The 1156-nt window shown below is 46.8% G+C and carries 2 protein-coding genes; both read left to right on the top strand.

Annotation, left to right across the window (positions count from 1 at the left end; genetic code table 11):
* On the top strand, nucleotides 1–614 hold a 614-nt coding region (gene leuB / locus A3738_RS08980), incomplete at its 5' end, for a 3-isopropylmalate dehydrogenase (protein ID WP_197473745.1).
* A 27-nt stretch (nucleotides 615–641) separates the two neighbouring features.
* Nucleotides 642–1156, top strand: a 515-nt coding sequence (locus tag A3738_RS08975; protein WP_156504126.1) for an aspartate-semialdehyde dehydrogenase, incomplete at its 3' end; no start/stop codon positions are given.

Here is a 1156-nt window from a genome sequence, read left to right as displayed (position 1 = left end):
GTTACAACACCTATGTGTACTCTGAGTGCGAAATTAAGCGCATTGCAAAAGTTGCGTTTGAAGCAGCGCAAAAGCGTAACGGTAAGCTTTGTTCTGTAGATAAAGCGAACGTACTTGAAGTAACGGTGTTGTGGCGTGAAATTCTTGACGATATGGCGAAAGACTATCCAGATGTAGAGCTGAGTCATATGTATGTTGATAACGCAGCGATGCAGCTCGTTCGTGCGCCGAAGCAGTTTGACGTAATGGTTACAGGCAACATGTTTGGTGACATTCTGTCTGATGCGGCAGCAATGCTTACTGGCTCTATCGGTATGCTTCCATCTGCATCGTTAGATGAGAACAATAAAGGTATGTACGAGCCGTGTCATGGTTCTGCGCCTGATATTGCTGGCCAAGGCATCGCAAACCCGCTCGCAACGATTCTATCCGTTGCGATGATGTTGCGTTATAGCTTGAGCGAGAACAAAGCCGCTGATCTGATTGAAGATGCAGTGAGCAAAGTGCTTGATCAAGGTTTGCGTACTGCAGATATCTTCTCTGAAGGTTCAACAAAAGTCTCTACAAAAGAAATGGGTGACGCGGTTGTTGCGGCGCTTGAGTCTTTGGTTTAAATCACTGGTTTAATAAGGTCGATAGAAATGAAAAAGTTAGGAATGGTCGGCTGGCGTGGCATGGTTGGTTCCGTGCTTATGCAGCGTATGCAAGAAGAGAATGACTTCTCTTTAGTTGAGCCAGTGTTTTTTACGACATCACAAAAAGGTTTACCTGCTCCAGATCTAGGGCAGGGGGAATCAGTATTGCTTGACGCAAATGACGTGAGTGAGCTGGCGCAAATGGATTTCATCATTACCTGTCAGGGTGGTGATTACACAAAAGCGGTTTACCCTAAGTTGCGCGAAAGTGGCTGGGATGGCTACTGGATTGATGCGGCTTCAGCCCTTCGCATGGAAGATAACGCTGTCATCGTGCTTGATCCTGTTAACCGTCACGTGATCGATGAAGCACTATCTAATGGCGTGAAAGACTTCGTCGGTGGTAACTGTACGGTGAGTCTAATGTTGCTTGCTCTAGGAGGTTTGTTCGCGGAAGACTTGGTGGAATGGGTATCACCGATGACATATCAAGCGGCATCAGGTTCAGGCGCTAAGCACAT

It is taken from the genome of Oleiphilus sp. HI0066 (assembly GCF_001635725.1).
Note: the sequence above shows the minus strand (reverse complement) of the source record. Positions and strands in the feature narration are given on the sequence as shown.